Source organism: Deltaproteobacteria bacterium (assembly GCA_015233135.1).
GTDB lineage: Bacteria > UBA10199 > UBA10199 > JADFYH01 > JADFYH01 > JADFYH01.
Genome location: JADFYH010000001.1, coordinates 52,633 through 73,623, shown reverse-complemented (window position 1 = coordinate 73,623; position 20,991 = coordinate 52,633). Strand labels below are relative to the sequence as shown.

Genomic DNA, 20,991 nt, shown 5'->3' with positions numbered 1-20,991 from the left:
ATTATAAATTTGATGATTCTATAGCAATTCGGTGTGCATTTGCCATTACCGAAAAGGTGATTGTAGTTGCTGGAATAGAAGGGAGTACCGATGAATCAACGATGTGCGTTCTTTTATACTCGTGCGGTCTGCCATAAATGTCACTTTCGTTAAGATTGAGAGTTATTTCTTTCATTGGGAAAGTGGAGCCAGTGTGCCAACCTTGCCCAGGAAGACCAATGCTTAACAGTGTTTGGATTGGATTAAAGCCTAACATAACTTTATTTTGTTTAACTTTGTAAATAAGTTTCTTAATAACTTTTTTAGGGTTAGGTGAAATGAAACCATTTATATACAAATTTGTTAATTTATGATGTTTTTTTAAAGATACCTCAATATGAGACGAGTCATCTGAGTGTAAATAACCTTGTATAATCCCAATTCTGGAGATTAATATTTCTTTAATAGATTTTAGCCACCTAGAAAAAGGAACTTTCTTTTCAAAAAAATCAGATATTAAATCGTTATAAGAATAAAGTTGTAGGTGTATGTTATGTGGGCTAATTTTCGAATCGTATAATTCAATGAATAATTGAGCTAGAGTATACAATTCTTCATTATGAACATTTCTTATAATTTTTGAAAATGTAATAGGTAATAGAAAATATTGTGAATCTTTCATTATTATTGGTTCATTAACTCTCCCTTGTGATGTAAGGATAACTTTAGCCGTTGCTAAAGGGCCGCAGGCTAAATAAACTCGTTCTGCGGATAATTCTTTTATCTTTCCTTCTTCTGTTAAAGCCGAAATTACGACTTGATTATTATTCTCTATTATTGATTGGACGCATAGTCCTTTTAAAAATTTAAAGTTTTTATTTTTCTTTAAAATCTCAATAGTTGAAAAGGAATTATAAATATATCCGTAGGGACATCCATGTAGGCATAAACCACAATAAATGCATCCATTTTTAGAATCACTACTTACTTTAGTAGCTAATGTAGCTTTAGAGAATATAATCCCCGTATCTAAAAGTTGTTTTTTATATTTATTTAAACAATCTACGCAACACTGCGCTTGTTGACTTAGTTTTAGGCTGGATTCAGATTTTTGAAATTTAAAATCAAACATATCCAGAAAATTATCACCTTCATGAGAGTAATCTATATAAGATAGTAATGAATTATAGTGTGGGTTTAATCTAGAGATATGAAATGGCCAACTCTGAGTGTCTCGAGAAGTGTATGGTAATATTGCCCCTCCCCAAACATTACTTAAGCCCCCCTCAGCATTAGAAATATAACCAGTGGCGTTTTTAAATATTGTGTTATTTAAAGAAGAGTTTAATCGGTAAGGAAAATCTGACCCATATACATTTTTTTTATTTATTCCTTTAATACTGGTTTTTTGTTTTTCTTTAAAAGAATCTAACCATTCAGGTTGCCATGCATTTTTATTTAAAGATGACATTTTCTTAACCAATGTTTTTTTTTCATTTTCTAAAGAAATACCCACGTCAATCATTAGTACATTTTTATTCATTTCTAATAAGCCTAAGGCGCAAGCAACTCCAGACGGACCAGAGCCCACAATTATAAACATAAGTTTCCCCTGTTAATTAATTTTTAAAAATAATTTTTAAGCCTTTTTCGAAAGACAAAGGTTTTACGTTTAAATCTGTTAAAATAGGCTGTATGTCAAATGATCGAATATTTTTAGAACATAAACCAAGTGTGTTACTTACGGTAACGGCAGGAGAAGGTGAAAATATATTCATTAAACGGGCGGCATAATAGCCTAAAAACCAAGGGATATGAACTTTTATCTTAGATAAGCAAAGATGTGCTTGTAGCTTATCAATAATTTCATCATAGGTGAAAGGTGTGGCGCTACCAACCTCATAGTAATTTTTTAAGGGCCCATGAATCATACAAGATAAAATTACTTTTGATATATCTTCAACATATATGGGTTGGAAAATAGTCTTCCCATTCCCAAGAATAGGAATAAAAGGTAGACTTGATATTTGTTTAATGAGTTTTAAGAATACTCCAGTTTTATCTGAGCCATAAACAAGACTTGGATATAGAGTAACAACATTTAAACCAGATGCTTCGAATAACTTATCAGCTTGTAACTTTGTTTCACCATAAATGCCTCTCTTTTTAAAAAGAGCAGATTGAGTGCTAACATTAATAATTTTTTGAACACCATTTATTTTACAAGCTTTTATTAAGTTTTTAGCACCCTCAACATTTACGTTATAACTTTCTTTTTCATCTGCCTTACAAGCTGCTAAATGAATAACTATATCTACGCCGTTAAGAGAGTTCTGTAATTCATCAAAATTACGAATATCACCATACGTATATTCAATATTATTATGTAATAATTTTATATTTGAAGATTTTCTTACTAATGCTTTTACATTATAGCACTGTTGTTCTTTTAAAAGTTGTAGAAGTGACAATCCAATAAAGCCTGAAGCACCAGTTATAAAAATATTTTTTTCTATGTTGGTTTGAGGAATGGTACCCATTTATTGTTAAATTCTTTCTAACAGAACTTTAAATTATTGCAATAATCTGTCAATCACTTGGCACGTTTCTTTTAAGGTTTGTTCCCAAGTGAACTTTTTTGCTTGTTCCAAACCTTTTGCACGCATTACTTCCTGAAGCTTTTTGTCATTTAATAAATTAATGATTAGATCTGCCAACTCTTTAAAGTTATAAGGGTTAAAGTATAAAGCTGCATCAGAGCAAATTTCAGGTAATGAAGCAACTTTAGAAACTATAACAGGACAAGAAGTAGCCATAGCTTCAAGTGGTGTAAAGCCAAACCCTTCATACAGTGATGGATGAACCATTATGCTTGCATGAGCATAATATTGTTTTAACAAATTGTCATCAATTTGACCTGTAAAAAAAATTCTGTCTCCCAATAGCCTTGTTTCTTGAATTATATTTTTATCATTAGTAATAAAGCCATCTTTTTTACCAACAATGACTAAATCATGGGGGATTGAATCCATTATTAAGGTAAATGCTTTTATGAGGCATGCTAAATTTTTATGTGGCTTAACATTACCTACATATAATAAGAAAGGATTATTGTGCGGGTTGTTTTTTTTATAAACTGATAAAAATGGTTTCGAAATACCTAAATAAGTAATGCAAGTTTTTCCTCTGTTTTTTTTCATTAAACGCGACCATTCATTAGAAGTAAAATTGGAATTGAAAATTATAGTGTCTGCTTTTTTACTTACGGCATTTAACATGAATTTTGCGTATAATTTTTTATCCAGTCCAGAAACAAATTGAGGCATTGCTAAATGAAAAACATCATGTACCGTTACCATTAATTTACCTTTAAAAAATAGTGGTATATTGTAGTGCGGTGACCAAAAGAGAGATGCTTTTTCCGGAGTTTTTTTAAAAAACTCAAATTGTTCGATAATAGAGTATATAGGCGATTTGAAATTAACTACATTGACGTTTTTTAATTTTTGATATTTTTCTAATTTTTCTTTGTTGCCAAGGAGATAAAAAATTATCTTTGGATAATTGGAAATGACTAATGGGATTAGGTTTTGTAAATAAGTGCCAATACCGGATGAATTGATCATCCGAACGTCAATAGCGATAGATTGCATAACATGTCTCTTGGTGTATAATAAGGCAAAAGTGAAATAATTCAACAATAATAAAAAATGAGATATATCGTATTTATAACCATATTTATTTATCTGAGCATTGGAAATTTGCCAAGAATAGTTAACCTTTCGTTGACTAATTTGCATAGTAATAATCTGTTATTCACAGAAGTCCTATTATATGCAGTATTATTTTTCTATTCGTTTTATACAAGACTAATTATTAAGATAGTGAAAAGCTGGTTATTAATATTATTTATTTTGTCCATTTCTTATTTGTATGGGACTTCTGCTTATGGTTTTTCCATTACATCCTTATTATATTATCTAAGGGTTGTATCTATTCTTCTATCGGGTACAATTGCAGGGTATTTCTTTTTTAAAACTTACAAATGTAACTCGGTCGAGTTTTGTAACTTAATTATATGTGCGTATATCGTATTGTTTTTTGTCAGTCTTGTTATATATATATATTTTCCGGATTCTGCAGAGTTTTGGTTGTTTTTAAATGCCCATGGAATTGCCTTTGAAGGCGATCCCCATAGTGCAAGATTTATTTCTGCTTATTTTGATCCAAATTATTACGCTTCAATAGCATGTATTCCTGTTTTGATAGGTAAATATTTATATAAATTAACAAATAAAATTATTTATCTATTAATTGTATATATATTCTTAATTACTATCCTATTGACTGGATCGAGAAGTGGCATTGGAACTCTCTTTTTAATTTTAATTCCTTTTTTTCTAAAAAAAATATCCCCTTATAGTTTATTTAAATTTAAAAAAGGTAACATTATTATTGCGGGAACAGCTCTATTGGTTTTAATTTTTTCTGCATTGGTATTTCCTGAGAAATTGGTTTATTTTTCAGGAAAGCTAGAGAATATGGATAGTGATGGTTCGGCTTTGGCTAGGCTGAATTCCGCTCAATTTGGGTTTAATCTGTTTTTTGAACACCCAGTGCTTGGAATTGGTTTTGATGCTTTCTCATTACCAATCGACTCATCTGTATTACTTACATTTGTAAGTTTTGGGTTAATTTTTTCTTTAGTTTTTTTTACATTTTTCAGTTTTTTTTATTTTAAAATTAAAAGGCAATTATCGAGTAAAGGTATTATTTTAAGAGAAATAATAACTGACTTTTTAAATTATATTATTATAATAGTTTTATTTTCTAGCTTGTTTAATAACATTATATATTATCAATTTTGGTTGTTCCCAATCACAGCTATTATTACTTATTTTAAACTAAATATTTATGGTAAATTAACAGATTCAAGATTATTAATTGCTTCACTCCCAATAAGCGATTTAGAATATAATAATACTTCATCAATGCTCCCGGTGAAAGAACTAGGAGAAGTTCCAGTGAATGAACGTTCTCCAATGACTATAGGCCCGGTGGACGGGGATGTTCTCACGAATGGTGCATCCACTATGTGATTTCCTGTCAGAGAATTGTTTTTATATAAAGAAATTGTTCTTGTGACATGGTTATATGTGCCAATGAGAGTGTAAAGTTCAGATCGTATTATACCACCAGATATTTCAGCATCTTCCGATGGACCATCTGATTTTATTCTAAACTCCACTTGCATTGGAAAAGAACTTCCAGAAAATCTTAAATTGTATCCATACCCCCCAAACCTTTTATCAATTACTCCTTCTTCGCCCATTGTAGGCAATATAACCCTAGTATTAGATTGTATGGAAAATGAGATAGGGTTTAACTGTGTAGAATTATCCACCGTCACTTTATCATCCACCCCATCAAACTGCAAAGCCCCACCCAAAACCCCCGCCATACCTCCCGTCACGGGAGGCAACCACACCGGGCTTCCATGAGGAACCCCATGATTTCCCTTCCCTGAATAATCACATACCGTTTCACCCACATCACCGCCGAGCGCAGTAACTCCGCCTAGGCCGGCTGGGCAAACAGGTCCTGTCGGGCTTTCATCAAATCTCCACCAACCCACCACGCTATCATCTGTGTTAAATTGTCTTACTTCACTGCAGCTTCTCAAATTATGGTTATTTACTGAACAGATTTTCCAGGCGTACGCGCGACTCGTCATGCCTGTGTCTGGCGCTTGTAAATAAATCGGGCGTGTACCACCTGAGGTCATGCTGCAGGTTAAACCAGCAGGTGCAGTCATATCGGGCACATACGTGGCTCTTCCATCGGTGCTGGCTTGGATGATGAAGTTGGTGGTGCTTGTGCTGACGCGTTTGTAGGGGCAGGCATCGCTGGGTACGGTTGTGCCTTCGACGAAGTACACGTCGTAGCCTGTAATGCTATCACCCGGGTCTATATCGGTGGAAGCGGTCCAGCTTAAGTAGAGTCTTGTGGGTGCCCAGGTGACGCCGTTTGCGGGTTGGGCGGCGAGTCCGGGGGCACTCGGTGGGTTCAAATCGTTCACATGAAAATCTCTTCTCATGTCCGATTCGATTCTCATCGCTGTCGAATCTCTTGCCACTACCCACCAGCGATAATCGTGACTGCCGAGTAATCCTGTGATTGCGGCGCTGTTTCCGCTGAGGCCTGTTTGTCGGGCGAAGGGGGTGCTGCTGCCGCTTGTTGTGATGTCATCTACAAACACATCGTAGACCAGGCCGGGTCTGGGTGTCATGGCGGCCCATTGCAGGGTGACGGAGTTTGTGCTGAGAGTTGCGGCGTTATCAGGGGAGACCAGCATAGGGGCCGCTAAAATACCGATGAGGGTAAAGGTTCTCATCTCCGCAGAAACGGAAGTGCGCAAGGGCATGGTGCTGTCTCGAGCGGTGACTCGCCATTGATAGGTCTGTCCCCACATCAGCCCGCTGACGTGACAGGTGAGGGCAGTGATGTTTTGACAAGTGGGGACATCCACCAGATCCATTCCCGTGGGAGAAAGCTGCAAGGTGTATTGAATTCCTGCGCCACCGGGATGAGTCCAACTGAAGTCCATGGCGTTGGAAGTGAGAGGGCTGCCCACGGGTGTAGTGACAGGGCTGATTAAAACAGGGGGGGCCAGAACTTCTACCGCTAAATTAAAGCTTCGGGTTTCGGCAGAAACGGAAGTGCGCAAAGGCATGGTGCTGTCGCGAGCGGTCACTCGCCATTGGTAGCTCTGTCCAAAAGTCAGTCCACTCACACGGCAAGTGAGGGCAGTGATGTTTTGGCAAGTAGGGACATCGGTTGCGGGCATGCCCCCCTGTCCCAGTTGCAAGGTGTATTGAATGCCAGCTCCGCCGGGATGCGACCATGAGAAATCAACGCTGTTCGAGGTGAGGGAGGCATCGGCTGCTGGAGAAATTAGTACGGGTGCGGGTAAGGCATCCACAGAGAGTCTGAAGGTTCTGGTTTCCGTCGAAAAAATTTCACGTCCTCTATATCGACTGTCTACTGCTTTGACACGCCATTGATAGCTTTGGCCGAAGCTTAGACCTGTAGAGACTCGACACATCGTCGTGGAGACATTTTGACAACTGGCAACATCTGCCAAGGTCGATCCCATGGGGGCCAGTTGTAAGGTATATTGAATCCCAGTTCCACCGGGATGCGACCAGGAAAAATCTACCGTGGTGCTGGGTAAATTGGCATCCACATTGGGTGTGACTAAAGTGGGAGCAACGAGAGCTGCCAAGGTGGGGCTGGCGCTCGTGAAGATATTGGTGCGATGAGCGGCAACACCCGTCCAGGCGCCAAAGAAATCCACGCCGTTGCTGGCGAGTGCCCCAGGCACATTAGTCGTAGATCCGGAAGATAAAGTGACGGGGGGACGAGCGGGGCTGAAATTGCTGTCCGCATCCAGGAAGGCTAATTTCACATTGTCCGCTTCCAGATAACTCAGGCCCAGGGTGTCGGGTCTGCAGGCCGTCTCCATCCCTGCAGGGGCCATGGGGCAGGCCGATCCATTTAAATTGCTTCCGAGTACAGGTTTGGTTTTCGCGGCATCGCCTTCCATCCCCAGACGAACAGGGCTGCAAGTCGGCATCCCCATGGGGCAAGTGGCCGATAAAGCAGGACTGGTATTAAATTTTTGAAGATAGATGGAGCTTGCGTCATCATAGGCCAACACGACTTGATTGCGATAAGTAAGGAGATCCGGATTTTGCTGATTTTCTGTGCCTGTCGAAGGAAAGATAATTCCAAAATCGCTGCTGCTATTCTCGTGGCTCATCCCTTGTATATTGGAGAAACTTAATTTTTTGAGACCAATGCGAGTGGGTGTGCGCGTCGGCGTGCCGGTTGCGTTGGGGAAACTGGCCGTTGTGCTTTCGTAAGTCAGCACGACATCATTCGAAGCTGCCACGGCCAATTTGGGTTTTTTGGCTTCTTGCACATCTCCGCTGCAACGGTGATCGGGTGTGGTTGTGGGATCTCCCGAAACGTCGCGACTGATGGGGATGACCGGTTTGTTGGGATTAGCGCTGCCTCTGGGAATTTGCCCCAGGAAATTTTCATCGATATAACGGGCAAAAACTCCCGTGGAAGCGCGGCGTATAGGTTCGCGGCAATCGGTGAATTCCCGGTTGGAATCCCAAGTCACCACAAAGCCCGTAGGATCGCTGGCTCCCGCATGAGTTAAAGCGGCAACCTTTGGATTTTTGGAGACCCACCAGGCCTGCACATCCATATCGGTAGCTGTTGCAGGGTTAAAGGCATCCCAATGGCGAGTGGTTGCGTTATAGACATAATCCTGATTGACCGAGACGTTGAACTGGGAGATTAAAATGCCTTCATCCCAATTATTATCATGCCCCATGGGGTTTGCAGGGCTTAGGCTGTCGTCGGCATTTACCATTTTTGCGATGATGTTAGAAAATACCTTTCCTTCCTCATTCACCGTGGGGGCTTCGTCGGTACGGACGAGTACAGAATGTCCATCGCGCATTTCAGTTATATAGTGAGCGTTATAGGCATAAGGCGCGGTTCCGCCCAGTTCCCAGAGGATTAAAAATTTCCCATTGCTATAAGCCACAGAAGGATTGCGTGCCTCTTTGCAATTGTCTTCGCTGAGCGGGGTTAGATTAGGGCGATCGCTATGAAAGCCTGAGTACAAACAACCCTGAGTAGGTCGGGCAGTACTGACGAGCAGGTCCGTGCCCTGAGCCACTCCTTCCCGACTGTAATACTGGGCATGAATTTCACTGCTATCCAGGGCAGGTTTCTGTTCCCAAACCACCAAATACCGCTGGTGGACAGGATCATAAGCCGTAGCGGGATTCAAACGAAAGGGTTCCATGGGAGTAGGGCCATCTCTCAACAGGCTTGGATCGAAAATAACGTTGGGATTTAATCGTATTCTGGGATCGAAAGAGGTGTTTTGGACAGGATTGAGATTTTGTGTCGAGTTAGGTTTTATATTGAAATCCACAGAACCAATTTGTTGTTTGAAAAAATCTTTCAGGGAGTCAAACCAGTTCTGTCTTGCCTGGGCGAGGGGAGAAAAGAGCGAAGAGTGAAGAGTGAAGAGTAAGAGTAGGAAGAAAGTTTTTTTGGAAGAACGAAACATAATACCTCCCCAGGTATTTGAGTTGGAAGAAGGTCTCAATTGAGATCAAATTGCATCCAATTAAGACCTCACCCTAACCCTCTCCTTCGTAAGGAGAGGGGATTTTGAAATAGCCCTATCCAACAAGGCTAAATTGTCAACTTCTCCATTTTCGTCACTTCTTCAGAAATGTTGCTAAGTTTTTTAAAATTTTTTGTGATTTTCTGATTTTTGAAGGATTTCGTACTTTTTCTCAATCACTTCCCGAAATTCGGGGCTAATGGCGTTCCAATCCAGAACATCCACACGAATGGGTATATTGGATTCTTGAAAGGCCTCTTTTAGTGTAGCCAGGGTGTTCAGGCCTAATTTTTGGGAGTCTAGAATGACTAAATCGAGATCGGAGTAGGGTTTAGCTGTTCCCATCACCCGCGAACCAAAGGCGCGCACTTCCGCTTGGGGAAGCCGGGTTTTGAGAATATTTTGGATGGTTTTAAGGGTAGTTTGGGGCAAATCAATCATTGTGTTTTTCCAGATAGGAATAAAGATTTTTGACTTCCAGCAAAAAGCGAGAAGCTATTTCCAACACTTCTTCGACAATCTCACCGTCATAAGTGTGTGAAGTTTCATTTCTTGCCTGATGAAAACTCATCCACAAATCGACATCCTGAATCAATTGGGATTCAGCCGCTAAACGAAAAAGTTCTCTGCGACTGACGCCATCCACCACAGTGCTCCCGACATTGTTTTCAATCCAGCGTTTCATCATCTTCCAGGCTTGTTCATAAGCGACTTCAAAGTTTTGAATGACACCCGATTGGATGGTCTCTCGTGCTTCAGGAGTCAGCGCTTCCATCTGTTTTGGAGAGGAAATAACTTGAACAGATTTTGCCAGCGATTCAATTGCTTTTGTAAGACTTGTCAGTTTTAAGGTCATTTAGATGCCCTGCCTTTATCCATAAATTCTCGCAAGAAATTTAAAATTTTCTTGTCCGGGGCGGGGAGGGGGAGTTTTAGGGCCTGGGGGAGGGGGAGGGACGTGAGGGGAGATGCGTGAGATGTGAGATGTGAGATGTGAGACGGAAGAGGAAATGTTTTTCCCGTTTCACGTCTCACTTCTTTCGTCTTCCGTCTTACGTCTTTCGTTTCACGACTTACTTCTAACTTTCTTACCAAATACGGCAAAACCTTTATTTTATGATGGGTTATGTGGTGGGTGAAGGAGGGGAGGGGTAAGACGTGAGGTGTGAGACGTAAGAGGTGAGACGGAAGATGGGAGCTTTTTCCCATTTCACTTTTTACGTCTTTCGTTTCACGTCTCCCTTCTCCCTTCTCCCCTCTTCCCTCTTTCCTTTTTCCTCTTCCCTCCTCCCATTCCCCAGGCAACTGCCACAAGCCCTTGTGCCAACGGGTATTGGGGTCTTGAATCAGTTGGATTTTGCAGTGGGGGTCCAGTTGATTTATCACCCTCACCCCGGCCCTCTCCCCTCGAGGGAGAGGGGATTCTGCTTCCTTCTTGAGGAAAGGGTCAGGGTGAGGTAAAATGCATCTGCACCCTTTCTCATGCTCCAGCATCACCCACACTACGCGCGTCATTTCCTTCGTTTTCGTCCTCTTTTTCTTCTCCGGGAAATTTTCAGGGCCCAGTAATTTTCCTTCACAACATTTTTGAAGTGGGCAAATCAGACAGCTGGGATTTTTTGGGCTGCAAATCGTGGCGCCCAGTTCCATGAGGGCCTGGTTGAAGTCGCCAGGGGAATGGGGAGGGGAAGACGTGAGACGTGAGAGGTGAGACGAAAGACCTGGGTTTTTTTCAGTTTTACTTTTTACTTCTTTCGTCTCACGTCTCACGTCTAACTTCTCAATCACCCCCTCCGCCACTCTCCAAATTTCCTTCACAAATTTTGCGTCCGAAGGCGATCCCGCAAGTGCGAGTAATCTGGAATACACGCGAATCACATTTCCATCCACCAAAGCCACCGGCAAATCAAAGGCAATACTGGCAATGGCACCTCGAGTGTAGAGGCCTATGCCCGGGAGTTTGAGCATTTCAGCCGGATCGTTTGGAAAAATTCCATGATAGTTTTGAACAATTTTTTGGGCGGCTTTTTGCAGATTTTTGGCTCGGCTGTAGTAGCCCAGCCCTGACCACAGGGTGAGCACGTCTTGTTCTTTAGCCTTAGCCAAACTCTCCAAGGTAGGGAATTTTTTTAGAAAACGCTGATAGTAATCAATCACGGTGGTGACTTGCGTTTGCTGTAACATGATTTCGGAAAGCCAGATTTTGTATGGGTCTTTCGTCTGGCGCCAAGGTAGACTGCGCTTGTGCTGCTGGTACCAAGGGAGGAGGGTAGAGCGGAGTTGGGAGAGGGAAGAGGGTAGGGTGAGGGTGTAAATCTTTTGTTTTGTTTTCATACTCGTGTCTGAAAATCGGATGCCGCTCATTTTTTTCATTTTTGTAAGTGCTTCAATTTCAAGTTTTAATTTTTTGGCACAGCTCCTGCTTTTTCCACAAGCTATGACACAAGCACTCCTCCGATCCAATTTAAAAGAAATCAAGCCCTCGACCTTCTCTGCAAAAGTAGAGACTGAAATTGATGATTCTCAGGCTCAGGAAATAAAAGAAAGGCAACAAGGCTCTCCTTTTTTTAGTCAGGACATGCAAAAGGGTTTTTCTGCTCTCGAAAAACGAAAAAGCGCTTGGGATGCAAATACTTCCGAGTTAAGAAAACGAGCCACCCATTTTTTAAAAGGATTTTTTATCGATGGCCCTGGAGAAATGATTAAGGGGGTGGTCTCACTTTCTCCTTTAGAAAATATTTACGATTCTTTCAAAAAAGAATGGGAACATTTTGGTTATCACGCGGAACAGAACAAAACCTGGGAAGGGGCAAAGGAAAATTTCAAAGAAAATCTCCGAATGATGCCAGGCATGAAGCCTCTGGAAGGCTTGGGCAACATGGCCTTGCATCCCTTGCAGACTTGGGAAGGGGTTAAACAGCAGTATCAGGAAAAATGGAATAGTGATGAAGGGAAAGGCTCGATTGCTTTTGAAGTTGCGACTTTGATTGCTCCTGTTGCAAAAGTGGGGAAGATTGGGGAGTTGGGTGAGATTGGGGCGATAGGGGATATTTCCAAATTTAAGGCACTTTCAAAGTTACCCCATGGATTTAAAGATGTTGCGGAATTTGAGGTGGTGGGGAATAAGATCCATCAAGCCCTTGCAGAAGCAGGGTTTCCGGAAGCCAAAGCTCACCTGTTTGGGAGTGCGGTGACAGGGAAGAATTTTAGACTGGGTCATGCTTTTGATGCAGTGAAACGAAGCGATTTTGATTTTTCTATTTCGGGGAAGGAGATTTTTGAGAGGGCGAAGGAAGTGAGAGCGCCTCTTGCAAGCAGAAGACGAACATGGCCTTTAGAGCCCAATTATTCAGAAAAGCTAGGGCTACATCAATTGACTCTAGAATTAAAAAATTATTTTCAGAGAGAAGTTACTTTTGTGATTTATGATTCTGAAGCAACTCTTTCGCAGAGAGGGTACTATATCAATTTTCTTAAGAAATAGGTGGAAGTATGATCTACGATTTGTATGGGTTAAAAAAAGGTGATGTTGAGGTATTGTATCTTGAATTAAACAAGATCGTTCCAGTAAGTCCTGTTGGAAGAATTAGCGATCATTATGGGGAGTATTATTCTTACGATCTCAATACAGGAGAAAAAATTTGTATATTACTCAATTGGTTTATCGACGATGAAAACCATCGAGTCCTTTATAAAGAATTTCAAGTTTTAATTAAAATCGAGGAAACCCAGCGCCCTCAATACTGGGAAGCTTTGCTGAAAGAAATTTTTCCTGAGATTGAGCTTTTGGAACGGGAAGAATATTAGTATCCTCATGGATAAGGGAGTATTTTATGGGCGCCACACATGTCACAGTTACCATTCGCAATCCAGCAAATCCAAAAAAATCTTGGGAAGGGCTTTTCCTTGTGGATAGTGGAGCGATCGATTCTCTGGTCCCGCGAGATCATTTAGAAGCTATAGGACTCAAGCCTAAATCTCAGCGCACTTATGAACTGGGGGATGGAAGTGAAATAAAAATGGACATTACAACGGGTGATATAGAGTTTATGGGAGAAATTGTTGGAGGTACCATTATCTTTGGAGATCCTGGCACTGAACCCATTTTGGGGGTGACTGCTTTAGAATCGGTGGGGATTGATATTGACCCCAAAAATCAAAAACTGAAAAGAATGCCCTCGGTGAGGTTGAAGAAGTTGAAGCCCAAGCGAAGAAAATAATTTTATGCCTATCATCGCTGCATTTCTTGAATTGAGGAGAGCATGGCAACTCGCGCAAGAAAACAAGACGTCAAAAAGAATACAAGGGCTGGAAAAGTAAGAATCACCCCGGTCTCTTTAGGAAATAGTGTTCAAAAGATTTTGAAGGTAAGCTTGGAAAATTTTCAAGTGAGCTTATTATTTCAAGATGGATGTAAAGCTGCTGTTTCGCTTCAACACCTTTTTTTACATCCAAAGGGTCTGGCTGCAGAGGTCCTCAGAGGAGGGATTTTTGAGAAATGTTTTGTTGAATCGGGTGCCTTGGCCTGGCCTAATGGTTTTGAACTTTGTCCGGACTCCCTTCGCTTTTGGATGGAACACCCATGAAAAAAATACTCGTCCTCCAACACGAAGCCCACGAAGGCATTGGCGCCTTTGAGCCCTTGTTCCACAAACCGGGCCAGCAGGTCATCACTAAAAAACTTTTTTTGGGCGATCCAGTTCCTCTCGATGAAGAGCTTTGCGATTATTCGGGCATTGTCCTGATGGGTGGTTCTATGAGTGCGAACGATGGAGCTAAGCTTCAATTTATTGCCGATGAGTTGAAGATGATTCTCCAGGCCATTCAGTTACGGCTTCCCCTTTTAGGGGTGTGTTTGGGGGCCCAGCTGATTGCGAAGGCTTTGGGGGCGAAGGTGTATTCTATTTCTACCCCTCTCCCTGGTCCTCCTGCCCCTCTCCCGTCCGCCTCTGGCGGACACCCTCCCCCTCAGGGGGGGAGGGGAATATTGAAGGGAAACATTCTGAGGGAAATCGGCTGGTATCCGCTGACTCTGGCGCCGGCTTCTAATAAAGATCCTATTTTTGGGATGCTTCCCTCTCCTTCCGTTTTATTTCAATGGCATGGGGAAACGTTTGATATTCCCAGCGGGGCCATGCGCCTGGCGGGTTCTGCGCTTTTTATCAACCAGGCGTTTCGCTATATGGATCGGGTGTATGGTTTGCAATTTCACCCGGAGATGACCGATAGCATGCTGAGAAACTGGGTAGAAATTGGGGAACAGGAAATTATCACGGCCGGTTTAAATCCCAGGCAAATTTTGACGGACATGCTTAAATACCTTCCCGGACTGCGTCGCTGGGCGCATCAGATTGCTACGGGCTGGGTGGCTTTGTTGAAGTGAAATCCAATAAATTCTTGACCCCATCGTACTATTTATGAAAACCGTTTCTCATTTCCTTCGCCTCTTCATTGCCACCCTACTCAGACCTCTGTATTTTCATTTTCAAAAAAAATATCCCGACCGCTTCAATCTCTGGATTGCAGAATCAGGACCGCTCTTTGTTTCGGCCATGCTTCAGAAATTTAATTTATTTCACCGTTTGATGTTTCGAGGATCTTTAAATCGTATTCAAATTCATCCCCAGGATGTGGAAAAAATCAGACAAGCCAGTCAAAAGGGTCCTGTGGTTTATATGATGCGCAATTGGGGTCAGGTGGAATACAATTTTTTCAATCATCTTTTTTTAAAAGAAAACCTGCCCCTCGCCACACGCGCCAACCTGCTGCGCATGTATTGGTGGATGCCGCTCAAAAAATTCTTTGTTCACAAAATTGCCCGTCTCCATTTTGCCTACAGCCATGGCGGGTTTCCCGAAGATTATCTTCAGAACATCCAGGAAAAATCGTCGGCCCCCCTAGCGATGGATTTAAAGCAGGAAGTTTCCTTTTTATTTTTAAATCTGCCCGAATATCTGGACGCGAAGGATTTGCAATCGAAAGATGTGCTGTTGCCTTTGCTCGAAAGCGTCCAAAAGTTTGAACTGGAGAAAGAGGAGGCGAATCAGGAAGTATGCCTCATTCCCCTCACCTTTGCTTATGATCACCGGCCCGGCAGCGAAGAGCGTTCTTTGGTGGATATTTTATTTGGCGAAAGAGAAAATCCAGGCACCTTACGAAAACTCGCCATCTTTTTCAGGCATTATAAAAAACATGCCCTGGCACAAACCGGAAATCCCATCTCCCTGAGCGCCTGGATCAAGGGGCATCAGTCGTTAGATATTTTTGACCAGGCGAAGGTATTGCAAAAAGAATTGCATCAAATCTTTCACAAAGAGCAAAAGGCCATCACCGGTCCTCGTTTGAAAGATAGAAAACGAATGATCGATCTGGTGCTCCAGGACAAAACTCTGAGGCAGGATTTAATGGCCCTGGCCCAGGAAAAAAGGCTTCCGACGGACTCTCTCTATTTGGAGGCCGAAAAGGTTTTGGAAAAAATTGTCGCCGACCCCAATTACACCTACATCGATTTATGGGCCTTTTTTCTGCGCTGGGTTTTTAATCATGTCTACGAAGGGCTTTCGGTGGATGAAGCGGTGCTGCAAAAAATCAAGGACCTGTCCAAAAAATCATCCATCGTGCTCATCCCCTCTCATCGCTCTCATGTCGATTACCTGCTGCTTTCCTATGTCTTTTATTCGCACAGCCTGTCGGTGCCCATGGTGGCGGCGGGAGAAAATCTTTCTTTCTGGCCCATGGGTTATGTCTTTCGAAAATCAGGCGCCTATTTCATCAAACGCAGTTTTGGAGACGATAAACTTTATCCCCTTTTATTTAAGGCCTACGTCAAGGCCCTGACGGCAGAAGGTTATTTTCATGAGTTTTTTATCGAAGGAACCCGCTCGCGCAGTGGAAAGCTGGAACAGCCCAAGACGGGTCTGCTTTCCATTCTGATGGATAATTTTCTGGAACAGCAACACGAAGATTTAATCTTTGTGCCCATTTCCATCACCTATGAAAAGGTGTTGGAGGAGCAAAGCTATTTTAGTGAAAGCAAGGGGGCCCAAAAGAAAGGCGAAAGCTTTTTGGATCTCTTCAAAATCAGAAAACATCTCAAACACCGCTCGGGGCAAATTTATGTTCGCTTTGGCGAGCCCATCTCAGCAAAAGACTTTAGTGATAAAAAAGGATTCAGTTCTCTTTCCGAAAAAGAAGAGATTCGCAAGGGGGTAAGGCAACTCGCCTTGGAAATTTCTAAGGAGATCAACCAAAGTGCTATTGTCACCGCACCTGCACTGATTTCGGCGGCCCTCCTGGCTTCGCGGCTCAAAGGGCATTCCCTTGAGGAGATTTGTGCCCGTCTAGAAGATTTGCAAGCTGCCTTGCGTCTTCGAAACGTAAATCTTTCAGAAGCCCTTCAAAATCAATATCTACCTGCCATCCATCAAGGTCTGAAACGCTATACGAAGCAGGGTTTAGTGAGCGAACATCATGACGGGAAGGAGAACTTCTACGTGGTGGAGGCCCAGCATCGCAGTCACCTGAATTTCTACAAAAACTCCCTCATGACGCATGTGATACACCTCAGCTTGCTGAGCTTTCTCCTTCTTCAAAATCCGAAGGTCCTCGAAACTCCCTCGGAGACTTTTTTAGATCAATTGCATCTACAATACAGCCGATTGAGTGAGTTATTTGCCTTTGAATTTGTAGGGCAGCTTCCTTTTCAAGAAGCCTGGGCCGACTTAAAGAGCTTAAATTGGATGCCTCAAAACAGGATCACCTTAGAATTTATGGCAGAACTTTCTGCTGATCTTCGTGAGGCCTATAGTCTGGCCTTGGAATTTCTGGCCTTGAACTCCTTTGTAAAATGGGAAGAAAAGAATCTGATTGGCAAGATCTTACAGTGGGGAAATATCCTTTATTTAAAGGGTGAAATTACGAAACCCGAAAGCCTGAGCCAATTTATTCTTCAAAATACGATGGCCTCTTTTAAGGCCTTGGGTTTACTCAAAAGCCATGAAAAGGAATTGGGCAAGCGAGGCCTGAAAATTTATTCGAACTTTGCCACCCCTCAAAAAATAAATGAGCTGCTGCACTGTTTCAACAGGTTGTCGTCTTATCTTCCCCTTGAAAAAGAGGCTCCAGAAGCCAGCGGTGCTTAATCTTGCAAGAACTGCCGCCGAATATTTTCTATCTGCAAACGGTGGGTTCGTAGAAAGCGGGCATCTATATAAGTAGCAGCTCCTTGGATGAGCGCGATGGCCGCACGCGTCTCTCTAAAAAGATTGGTGTCCGAGAGACAGCCCGACGGCCTCCAAATAGGAGAAAAGGTTCTCCAATTATCGTTTCTGCAGAGACTCCCCATTAAGATTTCAGCCCGCTCTCGCGTGATTAATAAAGCGCAGTCACAATTTTGTGAACCTGCTCCGAAGGCGGGACTGAAAAGGAGTCCCTCGGGAACTACCTCCAAATTGAAAGTCTTGTTTTCTGGAAGTTGAAGGCCCAGGTTGGTCAGCAAAAACAGTTTCTGGTTGGGTGTAAGAAGCACAGCAAGTCTAGGAGCTCTCTATTTTAATTTTTCTAAAAATCGACTATAGCGTTTTGGATTTTCCGCATCCACTTTTACAAAATCGTAGGAAATAAATCTTCCGTTTTTCTCTTTCAGGATTTCCACTTCATAGCGCATGTCTTCACTGCGAGGATATTTGGTAAACTGGTACTTGATTTTGGCCTCTTTTTTAAGACTCCTCACATCTGAAAAGGCCTCGATCTGATTCAAGATCTCTTGCTCGGAGGCAAAGCGTTTTTCTCCCAGACGCTCGGCTTCCGGGAAATAAGGAAGGGCCTGGGCATTTTGTGAAATCTGGGTTTTCTTCACGTAAGGGCGGGGAAGTTTCGCATTGCGGTCCGAAAAACTCAGCCACCACTTTGCCTTTTTTTCATCATCAAAAGCCGAAGCGACCACCCACTTGCCTTTAGGAAAATCCTTGAGGTCGTCCGATGCGATGATCCCATCCGCCGGGGTGCGCACAAGAAGCTGTTGAATAAATTTTTTGGTTTCCGCGGCCTGAGACTGGCTGGCAAAAACACCTTTGACGACTAAGTAAATGTTTTGATTGAGGGGAGCTTGACCTTGGAAACCAGCCTGCAGATTGGATTTCGCGTAGAGAGAAGAAGAAAAAAAGACTAAAATCGAAATTTGGTAAATAATTTTTCTCATATAAATTTGACGCCTCATTAACGAAGTATAAACATTGTAATCACGCGGTTTTCCCCTCCCCTCAAGGGCATAGGTATCTACACATCTTTTGGTATTGCCCCCTCTTAAGCTAAGAGGGGGTTGGGGGAGTTATGGAAAACCGTGCAAATTACAGTATTTTTGAGTTCAGCAAGATCTTCCATAACCCCTCCTAACCTCCCCTTAGCTTAAGGGGAGGAACAGCAGAGTCAATAAAACCAATAGTTTGCTGAGATGTGTAGATACCTATGCCTCAAGGGAGAGGGAACTTTGCTCAAATACTTTTTTAGAAAACTCACTCCTCCGTCTCTCCCCCACCCTGCATCAAAGCCTCTTCAATCATACCCAGGGGAATGGCACCGAATTTTAAAAACCAATCGTGAAACTTCTTGAGACTGTATTTTTTCTCCCATTTCTTTTGGGCTTTTTCGCGCAGGCTTTTTATTTTCAGCATCCCGCTGAGATACGATTGTGGCACGGTGGGACGCTGCGTGTACCAGCGCACATCGGCCTTGGCGGACTCCAGGCTCATCTGGGTCTCCTTGGCAATAAAACGGGCTGCTTCGTCGATGCTCATCTTTTTGGTATGCAGGCCGATATCCACCAGAATGCGGCAGGCACGCCAGATTTTATCTTTCAGCTGAAAAATTTTCACTTCATCGTTGTAATAACCCTGCTCGCCCAGCATTTCTTCGCAGTAAAGGGCCCAACCCTCGTAATAGCTGGAACAATTGAAGAGTTTGCGGATAGGACTTTTCAAATTGGCCTGATAGACAAATTGCAAATGGTGTCCCGGATAGGCCTCGTGCAAGGCGGTAATTAAGAGTGACGCGTAGCAGTGCTCCTGCAAGGCCTCACTGTCTTTGGCGCTTTTGGGAGGAGTGACAAAAAAAGTTCCTGTGCGATCTTTTGAAAATAAGGGAGGATCAATATAAGCCGCGATAGGAACCGTGGCCCTTGAGAAAAGCGGTGTATCCATCACCCGTAGAGATTCATATTTGGGAATGGTGACGATTTTATTTTGCACCAGAAAGCCTTTCAGTTTTTCCACCTCGGCTTCATAAGTGCGCAACAAATCGACATAGGCAGGATGCTTTTTCTTCAGCTTGCCCACAAAAGATTTCCAGGCGACATTGCCACTCACTTTTTTCGAAAGCTCTGTAATCTCTTTTTGGGTTTCTTTTAGGGCTTTTTGACCCATTTTTTCGATATCCGCAATACTTTCAGAATAACCATGATAAAGCTTTAGCAATTCTTCAAAACTTTTTTTACCAATCGCATAATCGCCTTTGGCCTTGGCAAACTTGAGAGTAAGAAATTTTTTGAAACTTTTAATTTCTTTGGCTGCTTCCTCTCCCAACTCTTGCAACTTTGCCTTGGCAGGACTGACACGGGAGAGGTTCTTCAAGGTTTCCGCTAAAAAATTTTCCAGGCCACTGATTTCATCCAGGGCCAAATCTACCCAAACCTTGGCGGGTTCCTTTAAAAATTCTTTGGCCTGTGCAAACAAGGCAGGGATTTTGCCAATACGATCGGTAAGGGATTGAATGCGATCTCCTTCATCTAAGGGACGCATCCATAAGTACCAGAGACCGTACAAGGCCTCACTCACATACAAGCTGGGATCACGTTCAAAATAAACGAATTCAAGAAGCTCTTTGCGTTCCAGTTTGATCTTTCGTGCCAAAAGTTCTGCATCCATCGATTCGTCTAAGGACAACTCTTTATCGTTTTTAAAATCATTGAGTTCTTTTTCAAGCCCCTTCAGTTCGGCCAAATAATTCTTAAGCGCGCCTCCGCTGAAATCTCTGAAATTAGAGTTGTATTCATAAACTCCAAGAGAGGTGGCAGTGACGGGATAGTACCCTGCGTATATTTTTAAAAACCTTTCTTGATAGGCCTTTAATTGCATCAAAATAGGATTTTTCATTTTTATTCCGAGTTAGCATTTTGGATGAATATGGATTCAGCGTGAAGTCGTCCCTAGCATAAAGTATCTTCAGGGGGAAGTCTGTATCTTTTACTTCATCTCAGTTTATTCAACTGCTCTTCATTGAGGGGTTTTTGTAAAATTTCTTCAAATATAAGGGGCTTAGGCATGATATGCGCCAATCCAGCGCTCAAATAACTAGAAAGAGCCATTATTTTTGTCCTCGGGCTTTTCTGACGGAGCAATTTAAGGGCCTTTAAACCCTGACTTCCGATGGAAGACAAATCAACCAAAAAATAAGGCATGGGTTTTTTTGACAAATGCCTCACCACATTTTCCCAATTGGAAAAGGTTTTTAGTGAAAAACGATCTTTCAGAGACTGTTTCAGTATTGAAAAAGTGGCAGGATCCGAATTAAAATAACCGAAAAGAGGAAATTTTTTTTTAGGGGATGGAACCCTCTCAAGCGGTGGTTTTATCTGCAACTGCTGCTCCATCGATTCTAATTGTTGCTGTAATTTTTTAAACAAAACAGGGTCAGCAATTCCAAAAAAGTGAATGACAGGTTTTGAAACATTATTCATCCAGCTTTGAATTTTCATAGCCCCCCCTCTGTTAACTAGAGCCTAGAAAATATTGGTCCCTAAT

At 42.3% G+C, this 20,991-nt stretch carries 17 protein-coding genes; 6 read left to right on the top strand and 11 right to left on the bottom strand.

Going from position 1 to position 20,991, the window contains the following annotated elements:
- Nucleotide 1: 1 nt before the first annotated feature.
- From HQM15_00340 to HQM15_00310, 7 genes are all read right to left on the bottom strand, one after another.
- Nucleotides 2-1,582: a hypothetical protein gene (locus HQM15_00340; protein ID MBF0491213.1), complete on the bottom strand. Its 1,581-nt coding sequence runs from the start codon at nt 1,580-1,582 to the stop codon at nt 2-4.
- A 16-nt stretch (nt 1,583-1,598) separates the two neighbouring features.
- A complete protein-coding gene (locus tag HQM15_00335) occupies nt 1,599-2,519 on the bottom strand; it encodes an NAD-dependent epimerase/dehydratase family protein (GenBank protein MBF0491212.1) in 921 nt (306 codons plus the stop codon).
- Nucleotides 2,520-2,552: 33 nt separating this feature from the next.
- Nucleotides 2,553-3,779: a glycosyltransferase family 4 protein gene (locus HQM15_00330; GenBank protein ID MBF0491211.1), complete on the bottom strand. Its 1,227-nt coding sequence runs from the start codon at nt 3,777-3,779 to the stop codon at nt 2,553-2,555.
- Nucleotides 3,780-4,891: 1,112 nt separating this feature from the next.
- Nucleotides 4,892-9,136: a fibronectin type III domain-containing protein gene (locus HQM15_00325; protein ID MBF0491210.1), complete on the bottom strand. Its 4,245-nt coding sequence runs from the start codon at nt 9,134-9,136 to the stop codon at nt 4,892-4,894.
- A gap of 183 nt (nt 9,137-9,319) precedes the next feature.
- Entirely contained in the window at nt 9,320-9,637 is a 318-nt protein-coding gene (locus HQM15_00320) for a nucleotidyltransferase domain-containing protein (protein ID MBF0491209.1), read from the bottom strand.
- On the bottom strand, nt 9,630-10,052 hold the full coding sequence (locus HQM15_00315; GenBank protein MBF0491208.1) for a nucleotidyltransferase substrate binding protein: 423 nt from the start codon (nt 10,050-10,052) through the stop codon (nt 9,630-9,632). Before HQM15_00315 ends, HQM15_00320 begins: the two co-directional genes overlap by 8 nt.
- Nucleotides 10,049-11,530 (bottom strand): hypothetical protein, encoded by a 1,482-nt coding sequence (locus HQM15_00310; protein MBF0491207.1) that lies wholly within the window; start codon nt 11,528-11,530, stop codon nt 10,049-10,051. Before HQM15_00310 ends, HQM15_00315 begins: the two co-directional genes overlap by 4 nt.
- Nucleotides 11,531-11,633: 103 nt before the next feature.
- On the opposite strand from HQM15_00310, the gene HQM15_00305 reads away from it, so the two are divergent.
- Genes HQM15_00305 through HQM15_00280 form a run of 6 tightly spaced genes read left to right on the top strand, consistent with a single transcriptional unit; the run spans nt 11,634 to nt 17,337 of the window.
- Nucleotides 11,634-12,680, top strand: coding sequence for a hypothetical protein (locus tag HQM15_00305; GenBank protein ID MBF0491206.1), 1,047 nt, complete (start codon nt 11,634-11,636; stop codon nt 12,678-12,680).
- Between the two features lie 8 nt (nt 12,681-12,688).
- Nucleotides 12,689-13,003: a hypothetical protein gene (locus HQM15_00300; GenBank protein ID MBF0491205.1), complete on the top strand. Its 315-nt coding sequence runs from the start codon at nt 12,689-12,691 to the stop codon at nt 13,001-13,003.
- Nucleotides 13,004-13,029: 26 nt separating this feature from the next.
- Entirely contained in the window at nt 13,030-13,416 is a 387-nt protein-coding gene (locus HQM15_00295; GenBank protein ID MBF0491204.1) for a clan AA aspartic protease, read from the top strand.
- A gap of 42 nt (nt 13,417-13,458) precedes the next feature.
- A complete protein-coding gene (locus HQM15_00290; GenBank protein MBF0491203.1) occupies nt 13,459-13,782 on the top strand; it encodes a DUF2442 domain-containing protein in 324 nt (107 codons plus the stop codon).
- Complete coding sequence (locus HQM15_00285; protein MBF0491202.1) at nt 13,779-14,579, top strand: gamma-glutamyl-gamma-aminobutyrate hydrolase family protein; 801 nt, start codon at nt 13,779-13,781, stop codon at nt 14,577-14,579. The genes HQM15_00290 and HQM15_00285 overlap by 4 nt, the downstream gene beginning before the upstream one ends.
- Before the next feature lie 34 nt (nt 14,580-14,613).
- A complete protein-coding gene (locus tag HQM15_00280) occupies nt 14,614-17,337 on the top strand; it encodes a 1-acyl-sn-glycerol-3-phosphate acyltransferase (protein MBF0491201.1) in 2,724 nt (907 codons plus the stop codon).
- Here the strand turns inward: HQM15_00280 and HQM15_00275 are convergent.
- From HQM15_00275 to HQM15_00260, 4 genes are all read right to left on the bottom strand, one after another.
- On the bottom strand, nt 17,334-17,723 hold the full coding sequence (locus tag HQM15_00275) for a hypothetical protein (protein ID MBF0491200.1): 390 nt from the start codon (nt 17,721-17,723) through the stop codon (nt 17,334-17,336). The genes HQM15_00280 and HQM15_00275 overlap by 4 nt on opposite strands.
- 18 nt (nt 17,724-17,741) lie before the next feature.
- Nucleotides 17,742-18,395 carry a hypothetical protein gene (locus HQM15_00270; protein MBF0491199.1) on the bottom strand — a complete coding sequence of 218 codons (654 nt, stop codon included), beginning with the start codon at nt 18,393-18,395 and terminating at the stop codon, nt 17,742-17,744.
- A gap of 313 nt (nt 18,396-18,708) precedes the next feature.
- On the bottom strand, nt 18,709-20,343 hold the full coding sequence (locus tag HQM15_00265; protein ID MBF0491198.1) for a DUF885 domain-containing protein: 1,635 nt from the start codon (nt 20,341-20,343) through the stop codon (nt 18,709-18,711).
- A gap of 95 nt (nt 20,344-20,438) precedes the next feature.
- Nucleotides 20,439-20,945: a response regulator transcription factor gene (locus tag HQM15_00260; protein MBF0491197.1), complete on the bottom strand. Its 507-nt coding sequence runs from the start codon at nt 20,943-20,945 to the stop codon at nt 20,439-20,441.
- Nucleotides 20,946-20,991 lie beyond the last annotated feature (46 nt).

Bases quoted from the DNA above. Each gene is read 5' to 3' on its own strand.
- HQM15_00340 (MBF0491213.1), bottom strand. From the start codon at position 1,582: ATGTTTATAATTGTGGGCTCTGGTCCGTCTGGAGTTGCTTGCGCCTTA.
- HQM15_00335 (MBF0491212.1), bottom strand. From the start codon at position 2,519: ATGGGTACCATTCCTCAAACCAACATAGAAAAAAATATTTTTATAACT.
- HQM15_00330 (MBF0491211.1), bottom strand. From the start codon at position 3,779: ATGCAAATTAGTCAACGAAAGGTTAACTATTCTTGGCAAATTTCCAAT.
- HQM15_00325 (MBF0491210.1), bottom strand. From the start codon at position 9,136: ATGTTTCGTTCTTCCAAAAAAACTTTCTTCCTACTCTTACTCTTCACT.
- HQM15_00320 (MBF0491209.1), bottom strand. From the start codon at position 9,637: ATGATTGATTTGCCCCAAACTACCCTTAAAACCATCCAAAATATTCTC.
- HQM15_00315 (MBF0491208.1), bottom strand. From the start codon at position 10,052: ATGACCTTAAAACTGACAAGTCTTACAAAAGCAATTGAATCGCTGGCA.
- HQM15_00310 (MBF0491207.1), bottom strand. From the start codon at position 11,530: ATGAAAACAAAACAAAAGATTTACACCCTCACCCTACCCTCTTCCCTC.
- HQM15_00305 (MBF0491206.1), top strand. From the start codon at position 11,634: ATGACACAAGCACTCCTCCGATCCAATTTAAAAGAAATCAAGCCCTCG.
- HQM15_00300 (MBF0491205.1), top strand. From the start codon at position 12,689: ATGATCTACGATTTGTATGGGTTAAAAAAAGGTGATGTTGAGGTATTG.
- HQM15_00295 (MBF0491204.1), top strand. From the start codon at position 13,030: ATGGGCGCCACACATGTCACAGTTACCATTCGCAATCCAGCAAATCCA.
- HQM15_00290 (MBF0491203.1), top strand. From the start codon at position 13,459: ATGGCAACTCGCGCAAGAAAACAAGACGTCAAAAAGAATACAAGGGCT.
- HQM15_00285 (MBF0491202.1), top strand. From the start codon at position 13,779: ATGAAAAAAATACTCGTCCTCCAACACGAAGCCCACGAAGGCATTGGC.
- HQM15_00280 (MBF0491201.1), top strand. From the start codon at position 14,614: ATGAAAACCGTTTCTCATTTCCTTCGCCTCTTCATTGCCACCCTACTC.
- HQM15_00270 (MBF0491199.1), bottom strand. From the start codon at position 18,395: ATGAGAAAAATTATTTACCAAATTTCGATTTTAGTCTTTTTTTCTTCT.
- HQM15_00265 (MBF0491198.1), bottom strand. From the start codon at position 20,343: ATGAAAAATCCTATTTTGATGCAATTAAAGGCCTATCAAGAAAGGTTT.
- HQM15_00260 (MBF0491197.1), bottom strand. From the start codon at position 20,945: ATGAAAATTCAAAGCTGGATGAATAATGTTTCAAAACCTGTCATTCAC.